Consider the following 480-nt stretch of genomic DNA (forward strand, 5'->3'; position numbering starts at 1 on the left):
GCCTGGCGTTGCTGCTCCTGCCCACGGTGCTGTCGGTGCTGGTGGAGGACGGCATGACGTGGCGGGTGCCCGCCGTGCTCGTCCTGGGGCTGGCCGTGGCCGTGTGGGGCCTGCGGCAGCGGCTCCAGGCGGCGCTGGTGCTGGGCGGGCTGGTGCTGGTGATGACGTCGCTGCGGGCGTTCGGGCCTCCCCTGTGGGACCTGACCCGGTTCGTGCCGAACTGGGTGCCGTTCGCGGTCGCGGGCGTACTGCTCCTGGTGATCGGCGCCCGGTACGAGGCGAACCTGGAACGGCTGCGGCGCCTGGGCCGGTGGATGGCGGGCATGCGCTGACCCGGGGCCTCCGGGCTCCCGGCCCCCGGTCTCCCTTGACCTCAAGCCTGGTTGAGGGCACAGAATCGTGTCCCCGACGACTCACGGAGGAACCATGACCGAGACCGTCGTCCCCGCACCCGAGGCGGTTGCCGAGCGGCTGGGGCCC

General features: G+C 73.3%; 1 protein-coding gene. It reads left to right on the forward strand.

From position 1 onward, the window contains the following. The coding region (locus D455_RS30760) for an SCO7613 C-terminal domain-containing membrane protein (protein ID WP_017571835.1) at positions 1-332 on the forward strand (332 nt) is incomplete at its 5' end. Positions 333-480 lie beyond the last annotated feature (148 nt).

It is taken from the genome of Nocardiopsis halotolerans DSM 44410, assembly GCF_000341065.1.
Classification (GTDB): Bacteria; Actinomycetota; Actinomycetes; order Streptosporangiales; family Streptosporangiaceae; genus Nocardiopsis; species Nocardiopsis halotolerans.